This window comes from Thiomicrorhabdus aquaedulcis (assembly GCF_004001325.1).
Classification (GTDB): Bacteria; Pseudomonadota; Gammaproteobacteria; order Thiomicrospirales; family Thiomicrospiraceae; genus Thiomicrorhabdus; species Thiomicrorhabdus aquaedulcis.
The window spans coordinates 435,763-458,557 of the sequence record NZ_AP018722.1; the positions used below are offsets into that span (position 1 = coordinate 435,763).

The window sequence follows — 22,795 nt, forward strand, 5'->3', positions numbered from 1 at the left end:
GGTCAAAGACCGCAGTGAATTTAACTGGGTTTTAACGCTGCGGTAATGCGCGGTTGTTGACCCAAGTCGTGGTAAAGCGTCACCGCCGCATAACCGCGTGCGTGCAGTAACGCCGCCACCGCATCGGCTTGGTTGTATCCGTGTTCTATTAGCAGATGGCCTTGCGGTTTTAAATGCGACCAGGCCTGGTTAATAATAATTTTAATGTCGTCTAAACCGTCTTGCCCTGCCACCAAGGCTCTTAATGGCTCAAAGCGCACGTCGCCTTGGGTTAAATGCGCATCATCCGCTTCAATGTAAGGCGGGTTAGAAACGATGCAATCAAATTGCCGCAAGGCCAACTCTGGTAACGCAGCGCTACTAAACGCACTCAACCAATTGCTGTGTAAAAATTGTACCGGCAGTTGGTGTGTGGCGGCGTTGTGTTGCGCCACGGCCAGTGCAGCATGACTCATGTCAACCGCAAACACCCGGGCGTTTGGGTAGAGGGTTTGCAATGCCAGCGCCAACGCGCCCGTGCCACAACCTAGGTCTAAAAATGTCAGGTCGGCGGTGTTAATGTGCTTGGGTGGCATACGCTCAAGCACGGCTTCTATTAAGGTTTCGCTGTCGGGACGCGGAATTAACGTGTCGGCGGTGACCTTAAGGGTTAACCCCCAAAATTCGCGCTCACCCGTTAAATGGGCAATGGGGTGACCCAGCACACGTTGCGAGAAGAGTTGGTTAAAATACTCAATTTGTTGTGGCAACAGCGGTTGGTCTGACCAGGTGATTAAGTGGGTGCGCGACACCTGCAAAACGTGTGCCAGCAGCAGGTGCGCGTCGAGTTTAGGTGAGTCGGTTTGGCCGGCCAAAATCAGGGTTGAGCAGGCATGGTCAAGCAGGCTTTGTAGGGTGGTGACCGTGTTTGCAGGGTGTGCGTTCATGCGTTGTTTGACCGTTTTTACTCTGGTTAGTTTTGTTGGCTTGGTTGACTTTATTAGCTTGGTTAGTTTTCGGATTGCGCCAAGGTGGCCAATTGCTCGGCTTGGTACTCTTGGTTGAGCGGGTTAATCACTTGGTCGAGTCCGCCGTTCATAATCTCGTCAATTTTGTACAACGTTAAGTTAATACGGTGGTCGGTAATGCGGCCTTGCGGGTAGTTGTAGGTGCGAATGCGTTCAGAGCGGTCGCCACTGCCCACCAAACTTTTACGCTCTTTGGCGATTTCGTTTTGATGCGCTTGTTGTTTGGCGTCGTTAATGCGCGCGGCCAACAACATCATGGCGCGTGCGCGGTTTTTGTGTTGCGAGCGTTCGTCTTGGCACTCCACCACCGTGCCGGTGGGCAAGTGGGTAATGCGAATGGCCGAATCGGTTTTGTTAACGTGCTGACCACCCGCACCCGAAGCGCGAAAGGTATCGACTTTTAAATCCGCCGGGTTTAGGTCAATTTTTTCAACGTCCGGTGGTTCGGCCATAATCACCACGGTGGCCGCCGAGGTATGAACGCGCCCTTGGGTTTCGGTGGCGGGTACGCGTTGCACGCGGTGTGCACCCGATTCAAACTTTAAGCGCGAATACGCGCCTTCGCCAATAATGCGGGCAATAATTTCTTTGTAGCCACCGTGTTCGCCGTCGCTGGTGTTGATGACCTCAACCTGCCAGCGCATTTTTTCGGCAAAGCGGCTGTACATTTTAAACAGGTCGCCTGCAAAAATCGCCGCTTCGTCGCCACCGGTGCCGGCGCGCACTTCTAAAAAGATGTTGGCTTGGTCGTTGGGGTCGGTGGGCAGCAGCATGGTTTGCAACTCGGTTTCGAGTTTGGTTAACTGTTTTTCAATGCTGGGGAGTTCTTCTTGCGCCATCTCTTTTAAATCGCGGTCGCCCGAGGCAATCATCTCTTTGGCTTCGGTTAAATCGGCTTCGGCCGCCACAAAGGCGTTAAAGCTGGCGACCACCGGCGACAATTGCGCGTGTTCTTTTGACAGTGCGGTAAACTTTTTTTGGTCGTGCGTGGCGTCGGGTTGCGAAATTAACGCGCCCACTTCGTCAAGGCGTTCGACCAGATGTTCTAGTTTGGAGCGAATGGAGTTTTTCACTGGGTTCTCAATTTAATAAAATTTTTTATGAACAATTTGCGGTGTTTAAGTGGGGATAAAAACATTGACCAGGCCTGGTCAAGTTGTTTTAGCGTTTGTTTTTGAGTTTTGTTCGCTAATGCGTTGGGTATATTAAAAGTTTTTGAGCCGATTCGATGAGCGGCGTGTTGCCTTCTAGCCCGGCTTTGTGCAGGGTGGCGGTGGGTGTGTGAATCAGCTTATTGGTAAGCTGGTTGGCCAGGCGTTTAATAATGTCTTCGGGGTTGCCACCTAGCTCTAAGTGATGCAATGCTTGTTTAAGCAAGTCGTCTTTGATGTCACACGATTGTTGTCTAAAGTGCTGAATAAGAGGGTTAACGTGTGAGATGGCGTGCAATTGCCCCATGAAATTAGCCGCTTGCACTTCAATGATTTCTTCGGCGGCCAAGGCGGCGGTTTGGCGTGATTGTTTGTTGGTCTGAATAATCGCTTGCAAATCGTCCACGGTGTATAAATAGACGTTTTCAAGCTCGCCCACACTCGCTTCGATGTCGCGTGGCACAGCAATATCAACCATAAAAATAGGGCGGTTTTTGCGTTTTTTTAACGCAGGCACAACGTGCGATTTTTTTAAAATGGCTTGTGGGCTGCCCGTTGAGCCAATCACAATGTCGGCTTCGTGGAGGTGGTGCTCAATTTCGTGCAGTTCGATGGCATAGCCGCCAACGGTTTCGGCCAGTTTGTGAGCGCGCTCTAAGGTGCGGTTGGCAATAATAATTTTGCCAATGTGACTCTCTTTTAAATGACGTGCCACCAGCTCAATGGTTTCGCCGGCGCCCAGTAACAGCGCCGTTTGTTGCGATAAATCGCCAAAAAATTGCTTAGACAGCGTAACCGCCGAAAACGCCACCGACACCGGGCTTGAGCCAATGGCGGTATCGGTTCGTACTTGCTTTACCGTTTTAAAAATGTGTTGAAATAGATTTTCGAGCGTTTGATGAATGCTGTCGGCTTTGTGCGCGGCGTTGTAGGCTTCTTTTATTTGACCAAATATTTGCGGTTCACCCAACACCAGCGAATTAAGCCCGCTGGCAACGCGCATAATGTGTTTTACCGCCGCTAAATCTTGATGAATATACAAGTAGGGGGTGACACTGTTGGGGCTTAGGTAAAAAATTGATGCAGCCAGGCCACCATGTCGTCGGGTTGGTGGTCGTTTTTTAATCGGCAGTAAATTTCTGTTCGGTTGCAAGTGGATAAAATGATACACTCTGAAATCAAAGACTTTTCTTTAAGCTCAAGCGCCGCACGCAGCGCGGTTTCGGGCGAAAACGAGATGGTTTCGCGGACGTCAATCGGCGCTGTTTCATGGTTAACCCCTAGGGTATATAGTTTCATAGTGCGATAACAGCAACCTAATGTTAACAAACTGTGTGTAATAACAGCGTTAAAAACCAACGTAAACAGAGTGTAATCTGCAGCCAAAGAGGCATAATTCTGCTAAATTATCACACTAATTGCAAGTTTTATCCCAATACGCCTCTTGAGGTAGTAAGGTTAAGGGGTTGGCTAGGGGTGTTGGCGAGAAAAAATATCACACAATTCGCCTATAATCTCTCGGTACAGTTAGGCAAACGCAAGGGTTAATACAAAAGAGGCATTGTTGAGACCTTTGCACGAGTCAAGGTACGGTAAAAAATATCTCGTTTTTTCATCGCACCTCACACTCCACTCGCAAAGGTTTTAATTGTTTATGAGTAATTGTTTATGAGTAATTGTTTATGAGTAATTGTTTATGAGTGATTGTTTATGAGTTTTACCAGGCCTGGTCAAAGGGTTTTAATATCTTCCATCGCACTACACGTTTAAAGGATAAGCTGTGTTGTTATTAGGGTACAAACAAGGCTACACACCGAAGTATACAAAAAGTCTTAAGTCGGTCAGTATTCCGCGCAAAATTTCGGTTAAGCCGCTCGCACGATTTAAAGGCGTTGGTGCTTTAGCGTTGACGTTTACATTGGCCACATCGCTTACCGCAATTACCAGCCTTACAGGGTGCTCTAACCTTGCATCGCAAGAAAAATCGGCCATAGAGGTGACTCCGGCGAAGATGCCTGAGCCGGTTTTTTCTAAACCCTTACAACCCACAGCGCCTGCGGCTCAAATGAGCGCGCAAACCATGTTTAAGGTGATGGCAGCCGAGATGTTAGTGCAAAAAGGTGCGCTGAGTCAGGCGTACCAAATTATGTTTGAGCTGGCTCAAGAAAATCAAGACGCTCAACTAGCGCAGCGGGCTTTTCAGTTGTCGCTGCAAACTTTTAACGCTCAAAGTATCGAACAATCTACCCAGCTTTGGCGTGAGTTAGCACCGCAAGAAGCACTGGTGTGGCGGGCGTCTTTTTTAATTGCCTTGCGGTATGAAAACCTGCCGTTGGCCATTGAACAATGGCAACGTTACCATTCGTTGTCGACAGATGGGTTAGCGCAAGATTTAATTGGTTCGGCCCAACGAGTCGCCGCATCGACACCCGCCAAAACCGGGTTAGCATTTTTTGCGAACTTGGCGACTGAATACCCGAGTGAGTGGTCGGCCTATTACGCATTGGGAACAGTAGCAAGTGCTTACAACGAGGTGGCTCACGCCATTGGATCGTTAGAAAAAGCACGTGAATTAATATCTTTATCGTTGGCTCAGCAACCCAAAGAATTTACGGTGGTTGATGACAAAGAGGCTAACGATAAAACAGCCGAGGCCAATGACGTTGAGCCAAAAGAACTAACGGGCGCTGAAGCAACCGAGTTTAATCAAAGTAGCCAAGTTAAAGAGCTTAAAGAAGCCAATGATTCGGTAAATCAATTGCTTGCCAAACTGTATTTGCAACTGCCTTCTGCACAAACCGGTTTAGATGCGTTAGCCACCGCGGTTCACGACAATCCACACGATTGGTTATTGCAAGAACGCTATGCACGGTTAGAAGTTAAGGCAGAGCGCTTTGAATCGGCCGAGAAGCGTTATCAAAGCATATTAGAAACCAATCCCGATGCGGTCACTTCACGCTTATCTTTGGCACTGCTTTACATGGAACGTAAAGCGTATAAAGAAGCCGAGCTGCATTTACAAATAGTGTCACAAACCGACAGTTATCAAATGGTTGGTGCTTATTATTTGGGGGTGTTGTACCAAGCGCAAAAACAGTTTGATGCCGCGTTAGCTGCATTTAAACAAGTAGATACCTCAAATTATTACGTGGACGCGCAGTTGCACATTGCTGAGATTTATTTTGCACAGCAAGGCGTTGAAAAAGCCTTAACCGTTCTTGAGCAAATTGTTGCAGATGCGCCGCAGGATCAAATAAAAGTGTTGCGTGCAAAAGCAATTTTTCATACTTATGTAAAAAAATATCGCGAGGCCATCGATTTTTACCAAGCGGTGTTAGCAATAGAACCCAATCATGTCGACGTATTGTTGGCGCAAGCTGTGTTGTTTTATAACGATAAAAAGTTTAATGAGTACGAGGCTAATTTATCTCAAGTCATTGCACTGCGCCCTAATAATGTCGAGGCCTTAAACGCTTTAGGATACTTTTACGCCGAACAAAACATCAAACTTGATGAGGCTGAAGGCTTGTTAAGTCAGGCGCTAAAGTTAGCCCCTGACAATTATTACGTGCTAGACAGCATGGGTTGGTTGTACTACCAGCAAAAAATTACACCCATGCGGTTTTGTTTTTACAAAAAGCCCTAGAAGTGCAAGTGGATGAGGAAGTCTTGATGCATTTGATTAAGGCTCTGTGGCGTGATAATCAGCCCGCTAACGCCAAAGCAGTATGGGAAAAACATCATAAACAGTTTTTAAATAATCTTCAGCTTCAAGGTCTTATAGAGCAATTACAGCGTGCGCCTTAGCGCGTTTCATTTTGTTGAAGGGCGTAAAATTCAAATAATTTAAATAAAGTGCCAATTTTTACTTGAACTTAAAATAAATAAATGGATAATACGCTCCTGTCTTCAACGACACAGATATTATATTGGGCTGTAGCCAAGCGGTAAGGCATCTGGTTTTGATCCAGTGTACCGAAGGTTCGAATCCTTCCAGCCCAGCCAATATCCTTCCGAATTCCCCACATCATTTTTATCCTCGAACAGGAGCGCCTTAAATGGCTAGCAAAATGTCATGATATTTGCGGGAAACGCAAACGTCAGTCTTGCAGAAAAGATATCCCAGTATTTAGATATACCACTTGGAAAAGCCGACGTTGGTCGTTTTAGTGATGGCGAAATCATGGTAGAGATTAAAGAATCTGTTCGTGGTCAAGATGTCTATGTTTTACAACCTACCTGTACACCAGAACCCGCGGTTAATTTAATGGAAATGCTGGTGATGATTGATGCACTTAAACGTGCCTCGGCCGCCCGAATTACTGCAGTAGTGCCATATTATGGTTTTGCTCGTCAAGACAGACGCCCGCACTCTGCGCGCGTGCCTATTACCGCACGCTTAACCGCCGACATGATTACTGTGGCCGGTGCGCATCGTGTGATTACGGTAGATTTGCACTCTGATCAAATTCAAGGCTTTTTTGACATTCCTGTTGACAATATTTACGGTTCGCCTTTATTGGTCGAAGACATGCAGCGTAATTGTGATTTAGCCAATGTAACGATTGTTTCTCCCGACATGGGTGGCGTGGTACGAGCGCGTGCGGTGGCTAAGGCCGTCGATGCCGATATGGCTATTATTGACAAACGTCGTCCTAAAGCCAACGTGGCGCAAGTCATGAACATCATTGGCGATATAGAAGGGCGCGATTGCATCATCATCGACGACATGGTTGATACTGCGGGTACGTTATGCAAAGCCGCTTCGGCGTTGATGGAGCGTGGTGCAAAAAGCGTTTCGGCCTATGTTGTACACGCGGTATTATCAGGCCCAGCGGTTGAAAACATTAGAAACTCGGTATTAAAAGAGTTGGTGGTGACAGACAGTATTCCGGCTACGGTAGAGTCGATTGCATGTGAGAAAATTCGTCGAGTTTCCATTGCCAATATTTTAGGTGAAACTATTCGCCGAGTGCATCAAGAAGAGTCGGTAACTGCGTTAATGCAACATTAATAACAAGCTGTTAACGCAATACTAACGCCCCTTGTGGGCGTTTTTTGTTTTTACGCCATGATAAAGAGTTACATAAGCAAATTTAAGTTAATCACGAAGTGCTTGATTGCTTTATGAAAAGCACCAAAAAAGCTGGTAAAGCACTTTGTTTTGAGTATAATCCCCGCTTTACTCGTGTTTGGTCGCAAAACATGAGATTTATTGATTGATAATTTTATAAAGCCCTTCATATTGAGAGGCACAGCGTGCTAAGAATACGTCTAAAATTATCCTTATTTGGAGAAATAAAATGAGCCAAGCTTGGACAGCTGAAATCCGTACAGCAGCAGAAGAAGGGAAAGGTGCGAGCCGCCGCCTTCGTAATACAGGTAAAGTACCTGCCATTATTTACGGTGCAAACAAAGACGCGGTATCGGTTACTTTAGACGGTAACTTTATTAAACACGCGCTAGAAAAAGCCGAAGTTTTTAACACTGTGTTAACTGTAAGCGTTACCGGTGGTGCAGAAGAAATGTGCGTTGTTAAAGACATTCAACGTCATCCAGCAACTGGAATGGTTGCACACATTGACTTACAGCGCGCTGGTGCAGACAACAAATTAGTGAAGAAAGTTCCACTTAAATTTGTTGGTAAAGCAGTTGCTCCTGGGGTTAAAAAAGGTGGCTTGATGTCATTCCTTCAATCTACTGTTGAAGTAACGTGTTTGGCTAAAAACCTACCGTCAGCCATTGAAATTGACGTTTCAAGCCTAGAAGAAGGCGCAAGCATGCGTTTGTCTGACTTGGTTCTGCCTGAAGGCGTAAGCATTACAGCCCTTTCGCATGGCAATGCAGACTACGACCAATCGGTTGTTAGTGTTAGCAAGCCAAAACGTAAGTAAGATGAATGTACTATTGACCAGGCCTGGTCAATAGTCATTTATATTAAGAGCCGGCGTATGTCATCTGTTCAAATCATTGTTGGTCTGGGAAACCCAGGCGAAAAATATGAACAGACTCGACATAACGCCGGTTTTTGGTTTGTGGACGAAGTAGCGCGCCAATACGGTGTTGTATTTCGTCCAGAACCCAAATTTTCAGGTTTGGCTGCGCGTGTTCAATCTAATGGATTAGACGTGTGGCTGCTAAAACCCGCCACTTTTATGAATCGCAGCGGCCAAGCTATTAATGCTCTCGCACACTTTTACAAAGTACCGGTACAAGATATTTTAGTCGTACACGATGAATTGGATTTAGCCCCGGGCGTAGCCAAACTTAAAGTGGGCGGTGGGCACGGTGGACACAATGGTTTACGCGATACTATCGCCACTATGGGTGGAGATTTTTTGCGTTTGCGCTTAGGCATCGGACATCCCGGACATCGTGATCAAGTGGTGGACTATGTGCTAAAAGCGCCGGCTAAATCCGAGCGCGAACTTATTGACGAAGCCATTTATCGCGCCACCAAAATAGTGCCCGAACTGCTGCGCGGCGAACTGCCTAAGGCAATGAATCAATTACACACGGCCGTTTAAATAAAATTTTATAACGGTTTACAGCGGTTACACAAGTAACCGCATTGCTTAGCTTTGTTGCTTGAGCCCATATTAGTAAACTTTTTACGACGTTCTTAAGGAGAAATTCAATGGCCATTAAATGCGGTATTGTAGGCTTACCCAACGTTGGCAAGTCCACTTTATTTAATGCATTAACCAATGCAGGAATTGAATCGGCCAACTATCCGTTTTGCACCATAGAACCCAACGTGGGCGTGGTGGCCGTGCCCGATCCTCGTGAAACGGCATTGGCTGAGATTGTTAAGCCCGAGCGCATTTTATCGGCTACTGTCGATTTTATGGACATAGCAGGCCTAGTAGAAGGCGCGTCAAAAGGCGAAGGGTTAGGCAATAAATTTTTAGCCAATATTCGTGAAACCGACGCCATTGTCCAAGTTGTACGCTGTTTTGAAAACGACGACATTGTGCACGTGGCCGGCAAAGTGGATCCACTTTCAGACATCGAAATCATCAACATGGAACTCTCGTTGGCCGACATGGAATCGCTTGAAAAAGCCATTCAGAAAGTTCAGCGTATTGCCAAAAGCGGTGATAAAGAAGCCTCCGCACGTTTAGCCGTACTTGAAAAGACCCTTGCGGCCGTTGAGAAAGGTATTTTAGTGCGCTTGGTCGATTTAACCGATGACGAACGTAAAGAATTAAGCGATTTACATTTGTTGACTATCAAGCCCATGATGTACATTGCCAATGTCAATGAAGATGGTTTTAAAAACAATCCCATGCTTGATGCCGTTACGCAATTGGCCGAAGAGCAGGGCGCTGTTGTAGTCGCCATTTGTGCGGCCATTGAAGCCGAAATTGCTGAACTTGAGCCAGAAGATAAAGCCGAATTTTTGCAAGAAATGGGACAAGAAGAGCCTGGTTTAAACCGTGTTATTCGTGCGGCATACGATTTATTAGGACTGCAAACCTATTTTACTGCTGGCGTAAAAGAAGTGCGCGCCTGGACGGTTAAAAAAGGCGCAACGGCACCGCAAGCCGCCGGTGTTATTCACACCGATTTTGAACGTGGTTTTATTCGAGCCGAAGTAACGGCTTACCCAGACTATATTCAATTTAAAGGCGATACCGGTGCCAAGGCCGCCGGTAAACAACGTCTAGAAGGCAAAGAGTACATTGTGCAAGATGGCGATGTGATGCACTTTAGATTTAACGTTTAACCGTTAACGCTAAAACGTTCAATAAAAGATATTAACCAGGCCTGGTTAAATAAATAAGCTTATTGGCCTTGACATAAAATATAAAATATTTATAATACGCGCACAAATAAGGCTACATAGCTCAGCTGGTTAGAGCACATCACTCATAATGATGGGGTCCCAAGTTCGAATCTCGGTGTAGCCACCATATTCATAAATTAAGCGTCCAATGGGCGCTTTTTTTATGCCTGTCACAACGTAAAATCAACAACTTAGAGATATTGTCGTCTTTTGTTGTCTTATCCGTCTTTTGCTAGCTATGATTTTGAATAACAAAATCAATAACAAAATGTCAGATTGTCTTGTTTGTTATATTATTTTGTAGAGCTGAAATGTTTTATTCAAAGGAAATGCAGATATGGCTGGGTCGATCGGAGATATTACAAGAAGAACACCGCAGATATCCACAGATAAATTTCTTAAGAGTTTAAAGTCCGCGGATAAGAGTTACAGGATTACCGACGCCGGCTGTAAAGGATTAATGATTGGCGTGACGGCCGCGGGTGGACGGAATTGGATTTATCGTTACACTTTTAATAATAAACCCATCAATATGGCGTTAAAGGCAAGTTATCCAGCACTTTCATTGGCTGATGCCTGAGATCGCAGCAGATTGTTGCAAGGATTAAAAGCACGTGGCATCAATCCTATTGAGCAACGTCGTAAAACTGAGCAACAGGCAAAGGATAAAACCGTAAAACCCGAGGTGGTGACCCTTGAGCAGGCCAGCTCAGTTTGAAAAAATTTAGAAATACCAGATTTTTTAACCCAAATCCCCATCTATTCTGATTAGCATTTTGTGTGTTTTTAGAGGCTATTCAACACCTCTTTTTTTATGTTTTCACGGTTTGTCATAATTAACCTACCGTTTTTAGTTGGTTTTTTGGTAGTCTTGCAAACTTAATGGGCTGTTATTGTTTGAAATTCAGCAGGCCTGTTGAGTTGTAATTAGCTTAATCATTTAAATTCAGGAAAGCCTATGCCAAAGAATTTTATTTTAGCGCGCAATGCTACGTTACGTCAGCTGCAAGTGTTTGAGTGCATTGGTCGTAAACAGAGTTTTACTAAAGCCGCTGAGGAGTTGCATCTGACGCAACCGACTGTTTCCATGCAGGTGAAAAAGTTGTCTGAAGTGCTGGATGTAAAGCTGTTTGAGCAAGTGGGAAGGCAAGTTTACCTGACCGAGTCGGGCAGTTATTTGTATGAATCCGCGAAAAAAATACTCGCTGAACTCAGTAATACCGAAGAGCAAATTAACCGTGTAAAGGGCTTGGCGGGCGGGAGCGTCAAGTTCTCCGTCATTTCTACTTCGCAGTATTTTGTGCCTAGAATTATCCAAGGGTTTATGGCGAGTTACCCGAATGTGTCGGTGTATATGCAGGTGGGGAACCGTGAAAACTTGGTGCAGCGAATTATTGAGAACAAAGATGACTTTTACATTTTAGGTCAGCCACCTGAAGGGTTGAATGTGGAGAGTTTTCAATTGGCTGAGAACCCATTGGCCTTTGTGGTTAATTCTAAACACCCTCTAGCTAAAAAGAAGAAATTGACGCTAGAAGATGTCAAATACGAACCGTTTTTAATGCGCGAAAAAGGCTCGGGTATTCGCACGCATATTGAGAATGTGTTTGCTGAAGAGGACTTTGTCCCCAATGTCAAAATGGTGATGGGGGGCAATGAATCGATACGGTTAGGCCTTTTACAAAATTTGGGTATCTCTGTGGCGTCCTTGCCAACCCTAGTTGAAGACATCGAAAACGGAAATTTATCGATTTTGGACGTAAAAGGTTTTCCAATTATGCGACATTGGTACTTAGTTTACCCAAAAGGCAAAACCTTTTCGATTGCCACAGAGAAGCTTGTAGAGCTATTAAAAACCGAAGTTAAAGAGCTTTATAAATGGGTTTAATCACTTTACATAGATGATTTACTATGCGAAACATCATTTTTCTTGATTTGTTTAATTTTCTAACTCCCCATAAGATGGCCTCACGAAATTTGGAGTGAGTCAAAAACACGTTTTTTGGCTCATTGAAAAAAACAGGGAATCTTAGACATCTTGTTTAACCCTTCCTAACTTGAGGTATAGAAAATGGATCAATCGAATCGTTATGCTGACTTAATGCTAAAAGAAGAAAACCTAATTGCTGATGATAACCACCTTTTAGTGGCATATCGTCTAAAACCAGCTCCTGGTTATGGTTTTCTAGAAGTAGCGGCTCACATTGCAGCAGAATCTTCTACGGGTACTAACGTAGAGGTGTCTACTACCGATGACTTTACTCGCGGTGTTGATGCGCTTGTTTATGAAATCGATGAAGTGGCTTTTGGTGAAAAAGGTGGTCTGATGAAGGTCGCTTATCCGGTCGCTTTATTTGATCCTAACCTAACGGACGGCATTTATAACATTTCTCACATGTGGTCTCTAATCCTAGGTAACAACCAAGGTATGGGTGATCATGAAGGTTTGCGTATGTTGGATTTTTACGTTCCTGAGAAAATGGTTAAGCGTTTTGACGGTCCAGCGACAGATATTTCTGATCTTTGGAAAGTATTGGGTCGTCCAGAAGTTGACGGTGGTTACATTGCGGGTACGATTATTAAGCCTAAGTTAGGTCTTCGTCCTGAGCCATTTGCTAAAGCTTGTTATGATTTTTGGCTTGGTGGTGACTTCATCAAAAACGATGAACCACAAGCTAACCAAGACTTCTGCCCAATGAAAACCGTTATTCCTTTAGTTGCTGAAACGATGGAACGTGCACAACAAGCAACAGGTCAAGCTAAATTATTCTCTGCTAACATAACCGCTGACTTCCACGGCGAAATGATTCACCGAGGTGAGTTCATCCTGAATGAGTTTGCTAAATACGGTAACGAAAAACACGTTGCGTTCTTAGTTGACGGTTTTGTAACCGGTCCAGCAGGTGTTACTACAGCACGTCGTGCTTTCCCTGATACTTACCTTCACTTTCACCGTGCAGGTCATGGTGCTTTAACGTCTTATAAGTCACCAATGGGTATGGATCCATTATGCTACATGAAGTTAGCTCGTTTGATGGGTGCTTCAGGTATCCATACTGGTACGATGGGTTACGGAAAAATGGAAGGTCACTCTGGTGAGACTGTTCTTGCTTACATGCTTGAGCGTGATGAGTGTCAAGGGACATACTTCTATCAGAAATGGTACGGTATGAAGCCTACTACGCCAATTATTTCTGGTGGTATGAACGCGCTACGTTTACCTGGTTTCTTTGAGAACTTAGGTCACGGTAACGTTATCAACACTTGTGGTGGTGGTTCATTTGGTCACATCGACAGCCCAGCGGCTGGTGGTATTTCTCTAGGTCAAGCCTATGACTGTTGGAAAACAGGTGCAGATCCTATTGAATACGCTAAAGAGCACCCAGAATTTGCTCGCGCATTTGAATCTTTCCCTAGTGATGCAGATAAATACTACCCAGGTTGGAGAGAGAAACTAGGCGCTCATAAGTAATCGAGTTTTGATTATTCTATGAACGATTAGTAAAAGAACCTCTACCTATGACTTATGGGTAGGGGTTTTTTTATAACAAAATAATACCATTTAAATACTAGGTTATTTATGACTTTGTTTTATGCCTAAAATGCAGTCATAAATCACTTTTCAGATCATTTTTCAAATCATTTTTCAAAAATAGAATTTTTAATCATTAATGTCACGGGGAACACAGGCATGGATATTTCACAATACAAAATTGAAAACGAACCATTTTACGATGCACAATCAAATGAAGTTGAGCTATACAAAGCCGCCTATGGTGGACGTCTACCCGTGATGGTCAAAGGACCAACTGGGTGCGGTAAATCTCGTTTTGTTGAGCATATGGCTTGGAAATTGAATAAACCGATCATCACTGTTTCTTGTAACGAGGACATTACAGCCGCCGATTTGGTTGGACGTTATTTGTTAGATGCCAACGGTACACGTTGGGTAGATGGCCCTTTAACTATGGCCGCTCGCTATGGTGCAATTTGCTACCTGGATGAAATTGTTGAAGCACGTCAAGACACCATGGTGGTGATCCATGCGTTAACCGACCATCGTCGTGAATTATCATTAGATAAAAAGGGTGAGTTAATCAAAGCGCATCCCGATTTCCAACTAGTGATTTCTTATAACCCAGGTTATCAGTCTCTAATGAAAGACTTAAAACAGTCTACTAAGCAGCGTTTTTGTGCATTAAATTTTAATTATGCGGATGCCGAAACCGAAGCACACATTCTTCAAAAAGAGGGAAGTATTGATGCCGAAACCGCCAAGAAATTAGTTCAAATTGGTGAATCGGCACGTAAATTAAAAGGGCACGGCTTAGATGAAGGTATCTCAACTCGTCTAATGGTGTACGCGGCAATTTTAATCAATAATGGTATTTCACCGATAGAAGCTTGCAAAATGGCAATGGTTTGTCCCATTACCGATGATGCCGACATTCGCGAAACGTTGGATAACGCAATCGAAATGATCTTTGGTTAATTAATCGTTTATTCATATTAACCACGAAGGCACGAAGGCACGAAGATAATCGAGTTTATTGATGTTAGATCCAAAAATATAAACTCGCTATTTTAGCCTTCTCTTTCGTTATTCTAAATAAACACTTCGTGTCTTCGTGTCTTCGTGGTTTACCCATAAGGCACTTCATGACAGAGAGAAATGAATGATGAATGAAGAATTGTTAGCCGAATACCAACATAAATTTAAGTGTAAATTTCCAAAAGCGTTAGAACTGTTTCCAAAGCTTCTTGAGCATGCTGTAAATTCCTTGCCACCGCACAAGGTTGAGGCGTATTTAGAGGGTGCTAACTTTTTGTGCATGATTGGACAAGGCGTTGAACCGGTATTGGTTTACATGGAAGTGATGCCAGAAATCACCGCACACTTTGGTCCTGGCACCAACAAGATGATTGCCGATTACAGTTATCAACTGGCTCGTAGTCCCAATAAAAAAGCGTTAATTCCTTTTTTATCAACCTTGGGAAGCGTGTGCCGTCGTATTGATCGCATTGAAGAGCTTGAGTTATACCTACAAATCATTGATGAGTATGTCGACAAAACCCAAACCGTTATTCACGGCCATCACTCTTTGTATGAAAGCCCAGGAATGATTGCGCTGTTAGAGTCAATGCCTCAACTTATCTCAAAATTATGCTTAAACGGTATTCGCAACTTTATTGATTACGGTGCACGAAACTATCTGAATGCCCCGGATGAACAGATTGCGTATTTTCAACTTAAGTCACAAGATGCGAAAAGTATCATTACTCGTGAGCGCGCAGGCACTAATTTTAAAGATGTTGAACGGCATATAGACATGCTAAAAAGCTGTATGTGGGATTGCGATTTACCCTTCAAAACCTTTGCTACTGCTTTTGATCAATTACGCAAACCTGTGCCTTATCTTGATGAACAACTCCTTGCAGTACCTGATGTTTACGATGAGGAAAATGGGGTCTCAGGACTGGATCGTTACCGTGCGACGGTTGCGCATATGCTCGCGCACAAAACGTGGTCGGGTAAATTAATGGCCGATAACTACGCACCGCAAATGCAGTTATTTATCTCTGTGTTTGAAGATTGTCGTGTTGAATACTTAGCCATGCAGCGTTATCCCGGTCTAAGAAAATTGTTTATGGCTTTACACCCATACCCAAAAAAAGGCGCGTGCGATGACTCTAAACAGTCCTGTGTTCGCTACCGTGCTACACGTATGTCACGTGCCTTATTAGATGAGAATTTTGACACTGAAAACCCTCTTTTAGAGGAGTTTCGTGAACGTTTTAACAAGATTATGCTTGAGAAAGGGAAGAATTCGACCACTCAAGACATGTCTGAGTTAGGGATTGATTTCTATGTGAAATCGCGTAAACAGTCGTCTGATAGTTTGCCTGGCGTGTTTTTTGACGATACCGAAGTCTCTTATCGCGATGATAATCGCTGCATGTGGTTCTATTATGAAGAATACGATGAACCTGATGAAATAATGCCTAATGAGTATGAAAACGAAGAGCGAATTATCGAAAACGAAGGGGATCTTCCGCCAAGGCACTATGATGAGTGGGACTACGTTTCAGAAAGTTATCGTCCGGATTGGACAACCGTCTATGAACGTCTTCATCCTTCTGGAGATGCGGGTAAGATTGATCGCTTAATGGAAAAACATGGCGATTTAGCTAAGCGTTTGAAAAAAATGATTGAGATGCTTAAACCACAAAATAAAAAGCGTATTCGCTTTCAAGAAGAGGGTGAAGAGCTGGATTTAGATGTAGCTTTGCGCTCAATGATTGACTTTAAAAGCGGACAAGCGCCAGATCCTCGTATCAACTATAGCCATACAACGGACAGTCGTAGTATTGCGGTTATGCTGTTGGTCGATACTTCACAGTCATTAAATGAACGCAATCAAGAAACCGGACAAACTTTACTCGAGCTTTCTGAAGAAGCCCTGGCTATAACGGCTTGGACGATTGAACAGCTCGGTGATAAGTTTGCCATTGCAGGTTTTTGTTCTGACACACGTCATGAAGTGCGTTACCAACATATCAAAGGTTATTCAGAAGGTTATACCGATGAGGTCAAAGCCCGCATTGCGGGAATGGAAGCCTCTTATTCAACTCGAATGGGAGCGGCTATGCGTCATGCGGCTCACTATCTGGAAGCCCAAAAAGCTGAGAAAAAACTTTTGTTGGTTTTAACCGATGGTGAGCCTGCGGATGTGGATGCTAAAGACCCTAAAATGCTCATTCAAGATACTCATAAAGCGGTTGAAGAGTTGCAAGGTAAAGGCATATACACATATTGCATTACGGTTGATCCAAAGGCCGATGAATATGTTGCCGATATTTTGGTAATCAATATACCGTGATTGACCATGTAGAAAAATTACCTGAGTTGCTTCCGCAAGTCTTTATGAAATTAACCCATTAACAATGACTGTTTATGCTCAGGTCTTTAAGTAAGGAATATCTTATGGAACCCATCATCACCGTTCGTTCGGTATTTGATTTTCGTGGTGAAACTTTTTGCTATGAGTCAGATATTGCATTGCCACCAAGTATTGATGACATAGATTTATTCTTGGAGCAACTTCCTAATAGAGTCGCAAAACAGAATCAATTAGATGTGATTTCTTATAAATTTGAGATATTGCAATCGACTGATATGGAAGTCATTCGCTTTCAATCGCGCATTGAGTCGAATGAAGTGAATCTGCCGATGTATATTGAAGAATTTCTTGAAATCTATCAAGAGATCGGTTCAGAGTCTTATCTTCTAACCATTGCAGAAAACTATCAACTGAATGTCGATGAAAACCCGCAGATAGCTCAAGCGCTTAAAGAAGCTTATCAATTAGGAAATACTTATAAACCAAAGAAAAGAAAGCCTACTAATAATGGTTGGTGCTAAGTTCATTGCCTTAACACACTGTAATCCCGCCATTTTTAACCGATGTTAAAAGTGAATTCTACCTGTTACGTCAGTTATGTCGATTTTTAAGTTGCTGGCGATATAACTACGTCTATTTACAAAAATAATTGGGTTTAAACAGGCTGCAGGTTTATGATAGAGAGTTGTTTGCGAATGATTGGGTGTTTCGCATTATCAGGTTAAGACTTTACTAATAAAAGGAATTAGGATGCTTGATGATAACTCTGAAAAAGTAGCGGCTCAGCGGTCAAAAAAGAGAGCAAAACACCTTATTGGGTTGTTATTGGTGCTTCGGCAGGGGGGTTAGAGGCATTAAAAGAGTTTTTAAGCGCATTTAAAAAGCCTTACGATGCCATTGTTATTATTGCCCAGCATTTAGACCCTAAACACCCCACTATATTACGTGACTTATTAGCCCGAATTACCGATATGCCCGTGGTGTTGGTCGAGCAGGATATGCGCCCAGAATTGGGGGTTATTTATGTAGTGTCCCCTGGACACAATGCGTTAATTCAAAACAAAAAAATTGTATTGCAACCCGCGGCGGCGATTGGGCCAAAACCCTCTATAAACTTGCTGCTTAGTACGCTTGCTGAAGACGTTGGTGAACACGCCATTGCGGTGATTTTGTCGGGTACGGGTTCGGATGGTGCGCTGGGTATTATGGCCATAAAGTCAGCCAATGGCGTGGTAATCGCTCAGGACGAAAAAACCGCCAAATACAGTGGCATGCCGCGTTCGGCTATTGACAGTGGTTTTGTGGATATGGTATTGCCACCCGCCGCCATTGCAGATGAAATTCAGGCCTTTATTGAATCAGCAGGTCAAACATTTAAGCAACTGTCTTCACCCAAAATAAAATCGTCACTCGAAAAAATCTTTCAACGCATTTTTGATCAAACAGGCTACGACTTCAGCGGTTATAAACTTAAAACCATTCAGCGTCGTATTGCACGGCGTATGGCGGTGCATAAATTGGTCACCATTGATGATTATGTAACGTTGTTAACGTCCTCGAGTGTAGAGGTTGAAAGTTTATTTAAAGATTTATTAATTTCGGTGACGGCCTTTTTTAGAGATAAAGAAGCGTTTGAGGATCTAAACGGCGTTATTGAAAATTTGGTTGCACAAACCCCCGAACAAAAGCAGTTGCGTATTTGGGTGCCAGGTTGCGCCAATGGAGAAGAGCCCTATTCGATTGCTATTTTGGTGCAGTTGGCCAAGTTAAAATTGCGTAAAGATGTCAATTATCAGGTTTTTGCAACCGATATTGACGAATTTGCCCTGTCCCAAGCGCGTCGTGGATTATACAGCGCAGAACAGCTTAAAGAATTGCCCGCTGAGATTATTCAGCACTATTTTGTGCTCAAAGACGACAAGTATTTAATTAACAAAAACATTCGCGATCATGTGGTGTTTGCCAAACAAAACTTAATTATGGATCCGCCGTTTTCTAAAATTGATTTGATAAGTTGCCGTAACCTTTTAATTTATTTTACGTTGGAATTGCAAAAACAAGTTTTTCAAACCTTTCATTTTGCACTTAAACCCAGCGGGTGTTTATTTTTGGGTAAGTCAGAGTCAGCCACTACGGCTGTGCCAGAGCTGTTTGAAAGTTTGATTAAACGCAGTCAGATTTTTGCGCGTAAATCAACGGGATTGTCGCAACGCTTGGATCATATTAGCAGTGCCGTATCGCTTTCTAATATTCGTCAAACTCAAACCATGCCGCAATTCAGTCAAGAACATAAGCAGTCGCTAGACCAGCTAGACCGACTGTTGTTGGATCAAATGATTCCCACCGCCATTGTGTTAGACGGCAGTGGTCATATCATGCACATTCGTGGCAATGCAAATCAGTATTTGTCGTTTCCGCAAGGGCGCATAGACACCAATGTTTTGTCTTTAATTCGCGATGACTTAAAAGTAGACGTGCGTGCTTTGTTGCAAAAAAGCAAACGTGACGGCAAAGCCAATACCCAAGCCTTGTTTTATAACAATCAGCTGGCCGATAAAGCCCTGTTTTTAGCCATGCAGCGTTTTGAGCAAGCGCCTAAAAATCAAGAGCTGTTTGTGTTGTCGTTTACCGAGGTCGATTTAAGCGAGGCTTTTATAAGCGGCACCAGTTCTTTAAACGACAAAAGCATCAATGCTAACGACAATTTGCGAAAAGAAATTGCCATCTTTAAAGAGCGTTTGCAAACATCAATTGAAGAACTTGAAACCACCAACGAAGAGTTGCAATCCACTAATGAAGAGATGCAATCAGCCAACGAAGAGTTGCAGTCGGCCAATGAAGAGCTGCAAACGGCTAACGAAGAGTTGCAATCAACCAATCAAGAGCTTTCTACGGTTAATGAAGAATTAGAAGTTAAATCGTTTGAGCTTGAGCAGGTTAATAACGACCTTGAAAACATGCTGGTCAGCATGAATGAAAAAATTATTTTAGTCGACTCTCGTTTACGCTTAGTGCGTTTTACCGCCAGAGCAGGGCAAATGTTTGGCTTGGATGCTCAGCATTTTGGACAACCTATTACCACAGTAGGTCTAAAAATTGACGTGCCTAATTTTAGAAATTTACTCATAAGCGTGTTGCAATCAGAGCAAGAGCAATGCATCAAAGTTAGACAAAACGCCGTAATGTACCAACTGCGAATAGCGTCTTATAAATCGAATATGACAGGACTGGTTGGGTTAATGCTGTTTTTTGAGCACAGCAAGCATGTCTCAACGCTTAATCCCGAAATTAATTGTCATTTAACGCTAAAAATTATTGGCGATGATTTGCCTTATACGTTGGTGGTGATAGACGAGGTTGGCGTGATTACGTATGTTAATCAGCGGATTACAGAACTTTTAGGGTACGATCCACTCGACTTATTGTATAAAAATGTAAGTGTACTAATGCCTACGCCGTATAAAGAGCATCACGACCAATATTTGCAATCTTACATGACCGGCCAGGTCGAAGGTGTAATGGGTCAGTGGCGCGATGTCAGTGCCTCTACCGCAACCGGTGAACGAGTGCTGTTAAAGTTAAAAATAGAGCAAACATGGATTAACGCCGAAAGACACTTTATGGGAACCATGTTAAGTTTTGAACAATATCAAGCCATGCAAACCATGCGCTCTAAGCACAATCAGTGAGCAGGCTATAAAAACGATGAGCGATGCCAAAGAACTTATGCAAGAAGAGCTAGTTGAAACGTTGCAGATTTTACAACAAGATTTGTGCGCGTTTAAAAATGAAAACGAGCAACTTAATGCCGAAGTGATAACACTGCATGAGCAGTTAGATCTTTTGCAGCAACAAATGATTGAAGCCGAATCAGAATATTTGACCAACGAGCAAAATGGCTCAAAAGAAATTCATCAGTTGCATCAGTACCGAACACTGTTTTGTCAGCTGCCTTATGCATTTATTTTGATTGACGGACATGGCCAAATACAACAAGTAAATCAAAAAGCCAGTGAGCTTTTAAATTTATCCGAAGTGCAATTACTCACCACTAATTTTCGCAAACTCTTAAGCGTAGAAAGCAGTTTTATGTTGCTTAACGCCATGCGCCAGCAAAAAATTCAAAACTCCCCTGAAATGCAAAGTCATTTTTCACATTTTGTGACCTTATTGACCGGCCAAATGATGACCTTAAACGTGCATTATGTGTGTGACGAGGCGTTGGGAGGTTCCTCTTTTTGCCATCAATACATCCTATCGCTCCAACCCATTGCCTTAAATACGTTAAGCGAACAATCGCTTCGCATAGCACACATTATTATTGACCAGTTGCGTGAGGGGGTGATGATTACCGATGCCAAAAATCGTATTATTAAGGTCAATCAAGCCTTTTGCGAAATCACTGGTTACACTCAAAATGAGGTGATAGGAGGTTGTCCTAGTATTTTGCAGTCGGGTCGCCACACCCCAGGTTTTTACAAAGAAATGTGGGTTAAATTGCAAAACAATGGCTGGTGGGCCGGTGAGATTTGGAACAAGCGTAAAAGCGGTGAGGTCTATCCCGAATGGTTGCAAATTAGTCGTATTAAAGACGAGGCCAACGGTCAGGTTTTTTATGCGGCCACGTTTGCAGACATTACCGAGCGCAAAGAGCACCAACATCAATTAGACCGTTTGGCTTTTTACGACGCTCTAACAGGCCTGCCCAATCGCACTTTGCTTAATCAGTTTTTAGAAGTACAACTTAGCCGAGCTTGCCCTAATGGCAATAATTGTTTGGCGGTTTTTTTTATTGATTTGGACAAGTTTAAAGAGGTTAACGATCATTTTGGGCATGCAGAAGGCGATATTATTTTGCGTGAGGCCACGCAGCGTATTACCAGCCGAATTAGAGAAAACGATTTAGCCTCGCGAATTGGTGGCGATGAGTTTGTACTAGTGTTGTCGCGTTTGCAATCAGAAAACAACGCCGATGAAATTGCCAAAGATATTATCGAATTGTTAGCGACACCTTATCAAACCAGTAAAGCTGTTCATCGTTTAAGTGCCACTATTGGCATCGCTTTTTTTCCTACACATGGGGTAACAGGCAGCGATTTAATGCGCCGCGCCGATGCCGCTATGTACCGTGCTAAAGCACTTGGTCGCAATCGTTTTCAGGTGTTTGAGGTGCAAGACGAAACGCATTTAGTGTCCACCAATCAGGCTATGCATCAGTTATGGAAAGCCATTGAAGAGCCGCATAAATATATTGAAATGCACTATCAGCCAATTTTTTGCGCCGTAACACAAGTGTTGCTTGAATATGAGGCTTTGGTTCGTTTAAAAGATGATAAAGGGGCGTTAATTTATCCCGACCAATTTATTGAGGTGGCCGAACAAAATGGCTTAATTACCAAGCTAGGATTGGTCATTTTTGAATCGGTGTGTCGCGATGTGAGTACGCTGCCAGTGGTCGATCGACTTAATATTGACGTGAATTTATCTGTTTTGCAATTTCAAGATGTGCAACTTTTAGAGCAGTTGTTGGCGATTGCTCAAAAATATCAACTGTCTTTAAGTCAGTTTAATTTTGAGGTAACCGAAACGGCCACCATGCAAAATTTAAACAGTATGGTGAATGTGTTAGAAGCCTTGCAAAGCAATGGCTGTAATATTTTGCTAGACGATTTTGGAACAGGATTTGCCTCTTTGTCTATGCTCAAAAACTTGCCCATTAATGTGGTAAAAATTGACCGTAGCTTTATCAGTGAGCTAGAAACGTCCGACGAAGCGCGCAGTTTGGTTAAGGCCATGATTGCCATGGCAAAAGCACTTTCTTTAAAAATAACCACAGAAGGCGTTGAAACCCAAGCGCAACTCGACTGGTTGGTAACGCAAAAAGTAGATTACATTCAGGGGTATTTACTGGGCAAACCGCAAAAATCATTTTATAAAGTGCATTAA

Annotated in this window: 19 protein-coding genes and 2 tRNA genes; 17 read left to right on the forward strand and 4 right to left on the reverse strand. The window is 43.4% G+C overall.

The genetic code is table 11. The features are described from left to right. Positions 1-20: 20 nt before the first annotated feature. From prmC to EP181_RS12775, 4 genes are all read right to left on the reverse strand, one after another. Positions 21-926: a peptide chain release factor N(5)-glutamine methyltransferase gene (gene prmC, locus EP181_RS01925; protein ID WP_127470158.1), complete on the reverse strand. Its 906-nt coding sequence runs from the start codon at positions 924-926 to the stop codon at positions 21-23. Positions 927-988: 62 nt separating this feature from the next. After that, positions 989-2,080: a peptide chain release factor 1 gene (gene prfA / locus EP181_RS01930; RefSeq protein WP_127470159.1), complete on the reverse strand. Its 1,092-nt coding sequence runs from the start codon at positions 2,078-2,080 to the stop codon at positions 989-991. A 115-nt stretch (positions 2,081-2,195) separates the two neighbouring features. Further along, positions 2,196-3,200 carry a glutamyl-tRNA reductase gene (gene hemA / locus EP181_RS01935; protein ID WP_338064737.1) on the reverse strand — a complete coding sequence of 335 codons (1,005 nt, stop codon included), beginning with the start codon at positions 3,198-3,200 and terminating at the stop codon, positions 2,196-2,198. Between the two features lie 23 nt (positions 3,201-3,223). After that, a complete protein-coding gene (locus EP181_RS12775; protein WP_338064738.1) occupies positions 3,224-3,457 on the reverse strand; it encodes a hypothetical protein in 234 nt (77 codons plus the stop codon). A gap of 481 nt (positions 3,458-3,938) precedes the next feature. On the opposite strand from EP181_RS12775, the gene EP181_RS01940 reads away from it, so the two are divergent. The 17 genes from EP181_RS01940 (at position 3,939) to EP181_RS02010 (ending at position 22,795) form a co-directional block, all read left to right on the forward strand. After that, on the forward strand, positions 3,939-5,804 hold the full coding sequence (locus tag EP181_RS01940) for a tetratricopeptide repeat protein (RefSeq protein ID WP_127470160.1): 1,866 nt from the start codon (positions 3,939-3,941) through the stop codon (positions 5,802-5,804). A gap of 8 nt (positions 5,805-5,812) precedes the next feature. After that, complete coding sequence (locus EP181_RS11860; protein WP_172959663.1) at positions 5,813-5,965, forward strand: hypothetical protein; 153 nt, start codon at positions 5,813-5,815, stop codon at positions 5,963-5,965. Positions 5,966-6,088: 123 nt separating this feature from the next. Next, positions 6,089-6,163, forward strand: a tRNA-Gln gene (locus EP181_RS01945). Between the two features lie 70 nt (positions 6,164-6,233). Next, complete coding sequence (locus tag EP181_RS01950; protein WP_127470161.1) at positions 6,234-7,172, forward strand: ribose-phosphate pyrophosphokinase; 939 nt, start codon at positions 6,234-6,236, stop codon at positions 7,170-7,172. Between the two features lie 289 nt (positions 7,173-7,461). Further along, positions 7,462-8,052 (forward strand): 50S ribosomal protein L25/general stress protein Ctc, encoded by a 591-nt coding sequence (locus EP181_RS01955; protein WP_127470162.1) that lies wholly within the window; start codon positions 7,462-7,464, stop codon positions 8,050-8,052. A gap of 57 nt (positions 8,053-8,109) precedes the next feature. Then, positions 8,110-8,685, forward strand: a complete 576-nt coding sequence (pth, locus tag EP181_RS01960; protein WP_127470163.1) for an aminoacyl-tRNA hydrolase — start codon at positions 8,110-8,112, stop codon at positions 8,683-8,685. Positions 8,686-8,795: 110 nt separating this feature from the next. Then, complete coding sequence (ychF, locus tag EP181_RS01965; RefSeq protein WP_127470164.1) at positions 8,796-9,887, forward strand: redox-regulated ATPase YchF; 1,092 nt, start codon at positions 8,796-8,798, stop codon at positions 9,885-9,887. Between the two features lie 110 nt (positions 9,888-9,997). Then, a tRNA-Met gene (locus tag EP181_RS01970) sits at positions 9,998-10,074 on the forward strand. A gap of 210 nt (positions 10,075-10,284) precedes the next feature. Then, positions 10,285-10,527 carry an Arm DNA-binding domain-containing protein gene (locus EP181_RS01975; RefSeq protein WP_127470165.1) on the forward strand — a complete coding sequence of 81 codons (243 nt, stop codon included), beginning with the start codon at positions 10,285-10,287 and terminating at the stop codon, positions 10,525-10,527. A gap of 15 nt (positions 10,528-10,542) precedes the next feature. Beyond that, complete coding sequence (locus EP181_RS12595; protein WP_269471144.1) at positions 10,543-10,665, forward strand: hypothetical protein; 123 nt, start codon at positions 10,543-10,545, stop codon at positions 10,663-10,665. A gap of 240 nt (positions 10,666-10,905) precedes the next feature. Next, positions 10,906-11,835 (forward strand): LysR family transcriptional regulator, encoded by a 930-nt coding sequence (locus EP181_RS01980; protein ID WP_127470166.1) that lies wholly within the window; start codon positions 10,906-10,908, stop codon positions 11,833-11,835. 183 nt (positions 11,836-12,018) lie between these two features. Beyond that, positions 12,019-13,419, forward strand: a complete 1,401-nt coding sequence (locus EP181_RS01985; RefSeq protein WP_127470167.1) for a ribulose-bisphosphate carboxylase — start codon at positions 12,019-12,021, stop codon at positions 13,417-13,419. 219 nt (positions 13,420-13,638) lie between these two features. Next, the gene (locus tag EP181_RS01990; protein ID WP_127470168.1) at positions 13,639-14,439 is read left to right on the forward strand and encodes a CbbQ/NirQ/NorQ/GpvN family protein; all 801 of its coding nucleotides are present in this window, start codon (positions 13,639-13,641) and stop codon (positions 14,437-14,439) included. A gap of 184 nt (positions 14,440-14,623) precedes the next feature. After that, the gene (locus tag EP181_RS01995) at positions 14,624-16,828 is read left to right on the forward strand and encodes a nitric oxide reductase activation protein NorD (protein WP_232023477.1); all 2,205 of its coding nucleotides are present in this window, start codon (positions 14,624-14,626) and stop codon (positions 16,826-16,828) included. A gap of 104 nt (positions 16,829-16,932) precedes the next feature. Then, positions 16,933-17,370 (forward strand): hypothetical protein, encoded by a 438-nt coding sequence (locus tag EP181_RS02000; RefSeq protein WP_127470169.1) that lies wholly within the window; start codon positions 16,933-16,935, stop codon positions 17,368-17,370. Positions 17,371-17,673: 303 nt separating this feature from the next. Then, a complete protein-coding gene (locus EP181_RS02005; RefSeq protein WP_232023554.1) occupies positions 17,674-20,538 on the forward strand; it encodes a CheR family methyltransferase in 2,865 nt (954 codons plus the stop codon). A gap of 16 nt (positions 20,539-20,554) precedes the next feature. Further along, complete coding sequence (locus tag EP181_RS02010; RefSeq protein ID WP_127470171.1) at positions 20,555-22,795, forward strand: sensor domain-containing protein; 2,241 nt, start codon at positions 20,555-20,557, stop codon at positions 22,793-22,795.

What these genes read in the sequence shown, in the direction of transcription:
- prmC (WP_127470158.1), bottom strand. Translation starts at nt 926, where the DNA reads ATGAACGCACACCCTGCAAACACGGTCACCACCCTACAAAGCCTGCTT.
- EP181_RS12775 (WP_338064738.1), bottom strand. Translation starts at nt 3,457, where the DNA reads ATGAAACTATATACCCTAGGGGTTAACCATGAAACAGCGCCGATTGAC.
- EP181_RS01950 (WP_127470161.1), top strand. Translation starts at nt 6,234, where the DNA reads ATGATATTTGCGGGAAACGCAAACGTCAGTCTTGCAGAAAAGATATCC.
- EP181_RS01955 (WP_127470162.1), top strand. Translation starts at nt 7,462, where the DNA reads ATGAGCCAAGCTTGGACAGCTGAAATCCGTACAGCAGCAGAAGAAGGG.
- pth (WP_127470163.1), top strand. Translation starts at nt 8,110, where the DNA reads ATGTCATCTGTTCAAATCATTGTTGGTCTGGGAAACCCAGGCGAAAAA.
- ychF (WP_127470164.1), top strand. Translation starts at nt 8,796, where the DNA reads ATGGCCATTAAATGCGGTATTGTAGGCTTACCCAACGTTGGCAAGTCC.
- EP181_RS01975 (WP_127470165.1), top strand. Translation starts at nt 10,285, where the DNA reads ATGGCTGGGTCGATCGGAGATATTACAAGAAGAACACCGCAGATATCC.
- EP181_RS01980 (WP_127470166.1), top strand. Translation starts at nt 10,906, where the DNA reads ATGCCAAAGAATTTTATTTTAGCGCGCAATGCTACGTTACGTCAGCTG.
- EP181_RS01985 (WP_127470167.1), top strand. Translation starts at nt 12,019, where the DNA reads ATGGATCAATCGAATCGTTATGCTGACTTAATGCTAAAAGAAGAAAAC.
- EP181_RS01990 (WP_127470168.1), top strand. Translation starts at nt 13,639, where the DNA reads ATGGATATTTCACAATACAAAATTGAAAACGAACCATTTTACGATGCA.
- EP181_RS01995 (WP_232023477.1), top strand. Translation starts at nt 14,624, where the DNA reads ATGATGAATGAAGAATTGTTAGCCGAATACCAACATAAATTTAAGTGT.
- EP181_RS02000 (WP_127470169.1), top strand. Translation starts at nt 16,933, where the DNA reads ATGGAACCCATCATCACCGTTCGTTCGGTATTTGATTTTCGTGGTGAA.
- EP181_RS02010 (WP_127470171.1), top strand. Translation starts at nt 20,555, where the DNA reads ATGAGCGATGCCAAAGAACTTATGCAAGAAGAGCTAGTTGAAACGTTG.